At 62.5% G+C, this 8,589-nt stretch carries 8 protein-coding genes; 5 read left to right on the top strand and 3 right to left on the bottom strand.

The window, feature by feature from the left end; translation table 11 throughout:
* The 4 genes from M6D32_RS05205 to M6D32_RS05190 all read left to right on the top strand — a co-directional run.
* A partial coding sequence (locus tag M6D32_RS05205; protein WP_298254040.1) for an acyl-CoA dehydrogenase domain-containing protein occupies positions 1-277 on the top strand: 277 nt, incomplete at its 5' end.
* Entirely contained in the window at positions 277-1,560 is a 1,284-nt protein-coding gene (locus M6D32_RS05200) for an acetyl-CoA C-acetyltransferase (protein ID WP_298254038.1), read from the top strand. The genes M6D32_RS05205 and M6D32_RS05200, both read left to right, overlap by 1 nt.
* Before the next feature lie 8 nt (positions 1,561-1,568).
* The gene (locus M6D32_RS05195; RefSeq protein WP_298254036.1) at positions 1,569-3,662 is read left to right on the top strand and encodes a 3-hydroxyacyl-CoA dehydrogenase NAD-binding domain-containing protein; all 2,094 of its coding nucleotides are present in this window, start codon (positions 1,569-1,571) and stop codon (positions 3,660-3,662) included.
* A gap of 24 nt (positions 3,663-3,686) precedes the next feature.
* Positions 3,687-4,118: an acyl-CoA thioesterase gene (locus M6D32_RS05190; protein WP_298254034.1), complete on the top strand. Its 432-nt coding sequence runs from the start codon at positions 3,687-3,689 to the stop codon at positions 4,116-4,118.
* Positions 4,119-4,186: 68 nt separating this feature from the next.
* Here M6D32_RS05190 and M6D32_RS05185 read toward each other — a convergent pair whose 3' ends face one another.
* The 3 genes from M6D32_RS05185 to M6D32_RS05175 all read right to left on the bottom strand — a co-directional run bounded on the left by M6D32_RS05185 (position 4,187) and on the right by M6D32_RS05175 (position 7,522).
* Positions 4,187-5,284, bottom strand: coding sequence for an alkene reductase (locus M6D32_RS05185; protein WP_298254032.1), 1,098 nt, complete (start codon positions 5,282-5,284; stop codon positions 4,187-4,189).
* Between the two features lie 205 nt (positions 5,285-5,489).
* Positions 5,490-5,993 (bottom strand): DUF1993 family protein, encoded by a 504-nt coding sequence (locus M6D32_RS05180; protein WP_298254030.1) that lies wholly within the window; start codon positions 5,991-5,993, stop codon positions 5,490-5,492.
* 221 nt (positions 5,994-6,214) lie between these two features.
* Positions 6,215-7,522, bottom strand: coding sequence for a lytic murein transglycosylase (locus tag M6D32_RS05175; RefSeq protein WP_298254028.1), 1,308 nt, complete (start codon positions 7,520-7,522; stop codon positions 6,215-6,217).
* Positions 7,523-7,694: 172 nt separating this feature from the next.
* Between M6D32_RS05175 and M6D32_RS05170 the strand changes: the two genes are divergently transcribed.
* Complete coding sequence (locus M6D32_RS05170; protein ID WP_298254026.1) at positions 7,695-8,528, top strand: YXWGXW repeat-containing protein; 834 nt, start codon at positions 7,695-7,697, stop codon at positions 8,526-8,528.
* The last annotated feature ends 61 nt before the right edge of the window (positions 8,529-8,589 follow it).

Here is an 8,589-nt window from a genome sequence, read left to right as displayed (position 1 = left end):
CGGCGTGGCGCGGCTGGAGAAGGCATTTCTGCTTGTCGTCGGTGCTGAAGATATCTCCAAGCGCCTGCGTGCGGCGCACCTGCCTGACTGGCAGGAGGCGGTCAATCGCGGCGTGATCACGCAGGCCGAGGGCGAACAGCTCAAGGCGGTGCATGAGGCGGTCGCGAAAGTGATCGACGTCGACGATTTCGCGCCCGAGGCGCTCTCGCCGATTTACAAGAAGCCGAACGTGCACCAGTTCTTCCAGGAACTCGGCGAGCAAAGGGCGGCAAGCTGATGGCGCGACCCGTCTTTATTATCGACGGTAGCCGCACGCCGTTCCTGAAAGCGCGTACCGGTCCGGGGCCCTTCACCCCGGTCGATCTCGCCGTCCAGTGCGGCCGCCCGCTGCTCGCGCGGCAGCCCTTTGCGCCTGATGCATTCGATCAGGTGATCCTGGGCTGCGTCAACGTCATTGCCGACGAAATGAATCCGGCGCGGGTCGCAGCGCTCCGGCTCGGCATGGGCGAACGGATGGTCGCGTTCACAGTGCAGATCAATTGCGGCAGCGGCATGCAGTCGATCGACACCGCCTACCGCTATATCCGCGAGGGTGTCTCCGATCTTGTTCTCGCGGGCGGCACTGAAGCGCTGAGTTACGCGCCGCTGGTCTGGCCGGCGCAGGGCGTTCGGTGGTTTGCAGGCCTTGCCACCGCCAAGGGCGTCCTGGCGAAGCTCGGCGCCATCGCGAAGGCGCGCCCGGCCTATTTCAAGCCGATCATCGGACTTGAGCGCGGCCTGACCGACCCGATCACCGAACTCAACATGGGACAGACCGCCGAGGTCGTCGGCCATTTCTTCGGCATCACGCGCGAACAGTCCGACGCCTATGCCGTGGAAAGCCACAAGCGGCTCGCCCATGCGCAGGAGAGCGGCTTCCTGAAAGGCGAGGTCGAGACCGCGTTTGCGCGCGACGGCAAGTTCTACGATCACGATGACGGCGTTCGGCCGGATTCCTCGGTGGACAAATTGGCCGCGCTCCGGCCGGTGTTCGAGCGGCCGTGGGGTCAGGTCACCGCGGGCAATTCCTCGCAGATCACCGACGGCGCCTCCTGGGTCATTCTGGCCTCGGAAGAAGCCGTCCAGAAACACGGTCTGGCGCCAAAGGCCGTGATCGTCGACAGCCACTGGGCCGCGCTTGATCCCTCGATCATGGGGCTGGGCCCGGTGATGTCGGCGACCGAACTGTTGAAGCGCAACAAGCTGTCGCTTGGCGACATCGAGACCTGGGAATTGAACGAGGCTTTTGCCACGCAAGTGCTGGGCTGCCTCGCGGCCTGGAACGACGGTGAATTCTGCCGCGAGGTCCTGGGTCTTGACGGCGCCGCAGGCCGGCTCGATCAGAGCAGGCTGAACGTCGATGGCGGCGCGATTAGCCTTGGCCATCCCGTCGGCACCAGCGGCAATCGAATCGTGCTGCACCTCGTCAACGCGATGAAGCGGCTTGGCACCAAACGCGGCATCGCCACCGAATGTATCGGTGGCGGGCAAGGCGGCGCCGTGCTGATCGAGACGGTATAGGGGGCGTCATGGAAAGCCATATCCTCGACGTTCTCGCTGGTCGCGTGCTCGAATTCGGACCGAAGCCGGCGGCAAGCAGCGCCTATCGTCATTTCAAGCTGACGCGCGATGCCGATGGCGTCGCCTGGCTGTTGTTCGACCGTGACGGCGCCAGCGCCAACACGCTGTCTGCCGAGGTGCTGACCGAGTTCGATACGGTGCTGGCCGCGCTCGAAAGCGAGCGGCCGACCGGTCTCGTCATCCGCTCTGCCAAAACTTCCGGCTTCATTGCCGGCGCCGACGTCAACGAATTCCGCGGCGCGAGCGACCCGGCTGTGGTCGAGGTGCAGATCGCGCGTGCCCATGCGGTGATCGACTGGTTGGAAGCGGTGAAATTTCCAACCGTGGCCGTGATCCACGGCTTTTGCCTCGGCGGCGGGCTCGAAGTCGCGCTCGCCTGTCAATCGCGCATCGCGATTTCAGACGCGCGCTTCGGTTTTCCGGAAGTGATGTTGGGGCTGCATCCAGGTCTCGGGGGCACGGCCCGTTTCACCGAACTCGTCAATCCGACGCAGGCGATGACGCTGATGCTCACCGGCCGGACCATCGATGCGCGCCGGGCCAAATCGCTCGGCCTCGTTGATGCGGTGACGGAAGAGCGGCATGTCCGGAACGCCGTGAAGGACGCGGTGTTCGGCCGGCTCAAGCGCGCAAAGCCTGGCTTCCTCAATACGGTTCTCAACGCCGGCCCCGTGCGCGGCTTTCTCGCTTCGCGTATGCGCTCCGAGGCTGCGAAGGCGGCTTCGCCCGAGCACTATCCGGCGCCGTACGGGCTGATCGATCTCTGGGAAAAGCACGGCGGCAACAAGGCTGCGATGCTCGCGGCCGAAAAGAGCTCGTTCGCGCATCTGATGGTGACGCCGACGGCGCAAAACCTGATCCGGGTGTTCTTCCTGCGCGATCAGATGAAGAAGCATGCCGGCTCGGAAAACAAGATCAAGCATGTCCATGTCATCGGCGCCGGCGCCATGGGCGGCGATATCGCGGCCTGGTGCGCCAATCGGGGCTTTAGGGCCACGCTGGCGGACATGAAGCCGGAACCGATCGCGGGCGCAATCAAGCGCGCGGCCGATCTGTTCGGCAAGATCATCCGCAAGCGCGCCGAAGTGCGTGACGCGCTCGATCGATTGATTCCCGATCTCGATGGCGAGGGGGTTCGCAATGCGGACCTCATCATCGAGGCTGTGCCGGAAAAACTGGAGCTCAAGCAAAAAGTCTATGCGGGCCTGGAACCACGGATGAAGGCGGGCGCGATCCTCGCCACCAATACGTCGAGCATTCCCTTGCAGGACTTGCGTACGACGCTGGCAAAGCCCGAGCGTTTGCTTGGCCTGCACTTTTTCAATCCGGTTTCGCGCCTGCAATTGGTCGAGGTCGTCAGCCATGACGGCACCGATCCGCAGCTCCTGAAGGAAGCGCTGGCCTTTGTCGGCGCGATCGATCGCCTGCCACTGCCGGTGAAGAGTTCGCCGGGCTTCGTCGTCAACCGGGCGCTGACGCCTTACATGCTGGAAGCCATGGTGATGCTCGATGCCGACGTCGACAAGACCGTGATCGATGCGGCGGCCGAAAAGTTCGGCATGCCGATGGGGCCGATCGAGCTTGCCGACCAGGTCGGACTCGATATTTGCCTTGCGGTCGGCGACATGCTGCGCTCGAAATTCGGCGACCTGTTACCGCCGACGCCGGCATGGCTGCGCGACAAGGTCGCGAAGGGAGAGCTTGGCCGCAAAACGGGCAAGGGCTTCTACGTCTGGAAGGACGGCAAGGCCGGCAAGACCAGACCTGAATCCGCTGCCGGGCCTGACGCGGAGATGATCGACCGGCTGATCTTGCCGATGTCGAACGTCTGCGTCGCCTGCCTGCGCGAAGGCATCGTCGATAATGCCGACATGGTCGATGGCGCCATGATCTTCGGCACGGGCTATGCGCCGTTCCGCGGCGGTCCGTTGAACTACGCGCGGACGCGCGGGGTGGAAAACGTAGCGACGGCCTTACGTAAGCTCGCCGCAAAATTCGGCGGTCGGTTCACGCCGGATGCCGGCTGGGATACTTTCAGGTAGTTTTCTTTATGAGCGCCCTTTGACATGACCGACCCGCAAGCCGTTCACGCCCCGACCGTCACCGAGATCGCGCCGTGCGGCGATCTCTGTATCCGCACGCTGGCGATGCCGGCAGATACCAACCAGAATGGCGACATTTTCGGCGGCTGGCTACTGAGCCAGATGGATGTCGGCGGCGGCGTATTCGCGTCAAAGACGGCGAAATCGCGCACCGTCACGGTTGCGATCGATGCGATGAATTTCCGCAAGCCCGTCTACGTTGGCGATCTCATATCGGTGCACGCCAACCTCGTCAGGGTCGGCAAGACATCAATCACGGTGCATCTCGAAGCGTGGGTGCTTCGCCGCAGGGAATTGCAGCCGATCCTGGTGACTGACGGCAACTTCACCTATGTCGCCATCGATGAAGAGGGCCGCCCGCAAGTGATTCAGCACGACCAGCCCATTCCGGCGTGAGACCCGGCGTCCCCACGCGTGCGCGAGGGCAGCCGGGCAAGATGGCGTCATAGACGGGTAGCCGCCCGTCACTCCGCCGCGCCGGCGGATTCAAGCGCGGGATAGTCCGTATATCCCTTGGCGCTGCCGCCGTAGAAGGTGGCTTTGTCGAATGCATTGAGCGGTGCGCCACGCTTGAAACGCTCGACCAGATCGGGATTGGAGATGAACAATTTCCCGAATGCGATCAGGTCCGCTTCATTGGCCGACAGCACCTTGTTCGCCAGCTCGAGATCGTAGCCATTGTTGGCGATATAGGTGCCCTTGAAGCGATTGCGCAGCGAGCGGTAGTCGAACGGCGCGATATCGCGCGGACCACCCGTAGCACCTTCGATGACGTGGATGTAGACCAGCTTCAGCGCGTTGAGGTGATCGACAATGTAGTCGAACAGCGGCTGCGGATTGGAGTCCGACACATCGTTGGCCGGTGTCACCGGCGAGATGCGGATGCCGGAGCGGTCGCTGCCAACTTCAGAGGCCACCGCTTTGGTCACTTCGAGCATCAGTTTGGCGCGGTTCTCGATTGAGCCGCCATAGGCGTCGGCGCGCTTGTTGGTGCCATCCTTGGCGAACTGATCCAGAAGATACCCGTTGGCTCCGTGGACCTCGACGCCGTCGAAACCGGCCTCAATCGCGTTGGCGGCGCCCTTCCGGAAGTCGTCGATGATGCCGGGGATTTCCGAAAGTTCGAGCGCGCGGGGCTCGGAAACATCCGCAAAGGTACCGTTGACGAAGGTCTTGGTCCTGGCGCGGATCGCCGACGGCGCGACTGGCGCACCATTGTTCGGTTGTAGCGACGTATGCGAGATCCGGCCGACATGCCAGAGCTGAAGGAAGATTCGTCCGCCCCTGGAATGCACACGGTCTGTTACCTTGCGCCATCCGGCAATCTGTTCTCTGGAATAGATGCCGGGTGTGTCCTGATATCCCTGACCCTGCTGTGAAACCTGGGTGGCTTCGCTGACCAGAAGGCCCGCCGAGGCGCGCTGGCCGTAATATTCCACGGCGAGCGGATTAGGCACCAACCCCTCCAGCGCACGGTTACGCGTGAGCGGCGCCATCACAAGGCGATTGGAAAGGGTGATCGAGCCAAGCTTGTAGGATTCGAGAAGTTTGGATGTGCTCATTGGGATGATCTCGTTGAGTGAGAAAAGCAGGCGGGAGTGATATCGAGGTGTGCACTCGCTTGTACTGCGGCAAGTCAGCCACAATCACGAAATCGCCAGCCAGCAGGAACTGCTTGAAATGGGCGCGAAATGATGAAGATCATCCTTTGTATCGCGCCCACGTTAGCACACTTTGCTCCGTTGGCACTCCGGAGGGCCGGACCGCTCAGGCCACGCCGAGGAAATCGCGTTTGCCGATCTCGACGCCATTGTGGCGGAGAATGCCGTGCGCGATCGCGGCGTGGAAATAGAAATTCGGGAAGGCAACGCGGTTGAGGAATTCCTGGCCCTTGAGTGTCATGGTCCGGTCGGGGCCGACCGGGAAGGTGACCTCGCGGCTGTCGGCGCCTTCAAATTGCGCGGGCGTGAACTTCTTCAGGTAGTCGGCGGCCTTCTCCAGCCGCTGGCGCAGTTCTTCAAAGGTTTTCTCGGTATCCGGCGTCGTTGGCACGTCGATATGGGCAAGCCGGGCGCAGCTTTTGCCGGAGAAATCGCACGCCAGTTGAATTTGCTTCGATAGCGGCAGCATGTCCGGATAGAGCCGCGCGGAGAGCAATACCTCCGGCTGGACCTTCTTCGCGGCGCAATGCGCCTCTGCCTTGGTGAGAATGCCTGACAGGCTGCCGAGGATTTGCAGGAAGGCGGGGACGGAGGCGTCGTAGAAGGACATGTGATGCTCTTTCGTGGCGGGAAACTTTATCGCCGAACGGCGTGTGCCACAGATGGGATGCGCGACGAAATATACAACTCTCTTGGGGACGAGGTTTGATCAAACTGGCCATCCCTCATCCTGAGGAGCGGCCGAAAGGCCGCGTCTCGAAGGATGGAGGCCTGGCCACTTGTCCTCATGGTTCGAGACGCGCCAATTGGCGCTCCTCACCATGGGGACATCTACCTCGGCGGCTGGGCCATGGCGGCAGCGGGCTGCGCGCGCGGGCCTCGCATCTTCGCCAGCAATTCGGCTGTCGGCCAGGAGTCTGCCGGCAGACCGAACTTCATCTGCATCGTCTTGACCGCGTTGCGGCTTTGCTGCCCCATGACGCCGTCAACCTTGCCGACGTCGTAGCCGGCACGCACCAGAAGCTGTTGGAGTTCGCGCAATTGGCTGAGCGGCAGTTGCGTCACCGGCGCGCTCGGCCGTTGCATCGGCGGGGCGCCTGCGATGCGGGTCGCAAGATAGCCGGCAGTGGTCGAATAGATCAGCGAGTTATTCCACTCGGTGTAGGCGGCGAAATTGGCGTAGGCGAGAAAGGCCGGGCCATTGCGGCCCATCGGCAACAACAGCGAGGCCGGCATGTCGTCATCCGGCAACGGTCTTCCATCGGGATATTTGACGCCAAGCCGGGCCCATTTCGAACGCGGCATCTTGATCGCAAGGTCGGCCTGGTCCCACGGAAAATTCACCGGCGCGGTCACGCGCACTTCCTGAAGCCAGGGTTCGCCGCGCCGCCATTTCAATCCGGTGGCGATGTAGTTCGCCGTCGAGCCGATCACGTCCTCCGGACTGGTCAGAAGATTGCGACGACCGCCATAGTCCACGGCGTAGGTGAAATAGTGCGTGGGCAGAAATTGCGTCTGGCCAAGCTCACCCGCCCACGAGCCGATCATTTCCTCCGGCGTGAGATCGCCGCGGTCGATGATCTTGAGCGCGGCGATGGTTTCGCCGACGAAGCGCTCCGATCGCCGGCAATCATAGGCGAGCGACACCAGCGAGCGTAGCGTCGGCAGGTTGCCCATGTTGGCGCCGAAATCGCTTTCGAGTCCCCAGAATGCGGCGATCACCGCGGGCGGCACGCCGTATTCCTTCTCGGCGCGGGCGAATGCCGCGGCATAGGTCCTGATACGCGCCTGACCCTGTTGCATCCGATAGGGCGCAGCCATGCGGCCGGAAAATTCGGTGAATACCTGTCCGAATACGCGCTGGCCGCGGTCGCGGTTGACGATGCCCTGGTCATAGACAAGGTACGGTGCGGCCTCGTTGATGGCGCGCTGCGAAACGCCGGCCGCCAGCGCCTGTTGTTTGAGATCGGCCAGGAAGCGATCGAAGTTTGCGCCGTTATGGCAACTGGCCGCGCGCGGAACGGCGGCGCGCACTGGCCGGGAAAATTCCGGCGCGGTCGGTTGCGCCCATGCGAGGGTCCCGAGCGCCGCAAGTCCGATTGGGCCGAGCAGAAGATAGCATTTCGAAAATATCCGCATGCAGTTACCGGCTGGATGTCACTGTCTGGCGACTTCCAGTAGCACTGTTTTGGCGCCGTCGCTCCGTCGGCTCAAGATTATTTTAGTGGGCACAAAGCGATCAGGCGCATCTACAATACGTTAGAGTATCGAGCCCGCGCGCACGAACTCGAACGCCAGAATCGGACAGCAGATGCGCAAGCTGATCTTCGGTCTGATGTTGTTTTTCCTGACCGGCGGATCTTGTGCCCTCGCACAGTCCAAGAGTTCCAACGCGAGTTTCCCGTCCGCCGGCTTCTTGCAATTCCCACCGCACTTTCAGCCGCGCTCAGCCTCTGCAACGGACAAGGTCGACGTGGCGCCGCCGCCGCTCCCGTCCTATGCTCAGCCGGCCATTCCCGAGGAGGGTTATCTTTGGATGCCCGGCTTCTGGGCCTGGCGCAGAGACGTTCCGGATTATTATTGGGTGCCCGGAACATGGGTGAAGCCTCCGCGAGCCGGGCTGCAGTGGACGCCTCCCTTCTGGAGCCGCGCCGACGGTCGTTATGCTTTCCATGCCGGTTATTGGGCGGAGACGGTCGGCTTCTATGGCGGTATCGATTATGGCTATGGCTATACGGGCAGCGGATATCGGGGAGGTCGGTGGCAGAACGGCACCTTCTTCTACAATAGCGCCGCAAACAATTTCGGATCCGTCAGCGTAGCCCACACCTATGATCAGGCGGTCGCATCGGATGATAATGCCGGACGCGCCAGCTTCAACGGCGGCAGCCGCGGAACGAAGGCGCGGCCGACGCCGGACCAGGAAAAATTCGCCCGCGAGACGCATGCCGCTCCAACCGCCGAGCAACTGAAGCAATTTGAGATAGCGGCAAAGGACCGCTCGCTCTATTCAAAGCTGAACGGTGGCGAACCTGGAATTGCCGCTACCTCGCGCGCCGGCTTGTTCGACAGCCAAGGCGTCACGCGCAGTAGCGAACGCGCCAACATTGATGCCCCGGCGGGGGGCGGCACCAACGTGAAATGATGGATCGACTGAAGATAGGCTGATCAGCCGCGGTTTCCCGCGGTCGTTACCGAGATGCCGA

The organism is Bradyrhizobium sp. (assembly GCF_027307225.1).
In the GTDB taxonomy this organism is placed as follows: Bacteria; Pseudomonadota; Alphaproteobacteria; order Rhizobiales; family Xanthobacteraceae; genus Bradyrhizobium.
Note: the sequence above shows the minus strand (reverse complement) of the source record. Positions and strands in the feature narration are given on the sequence as shown.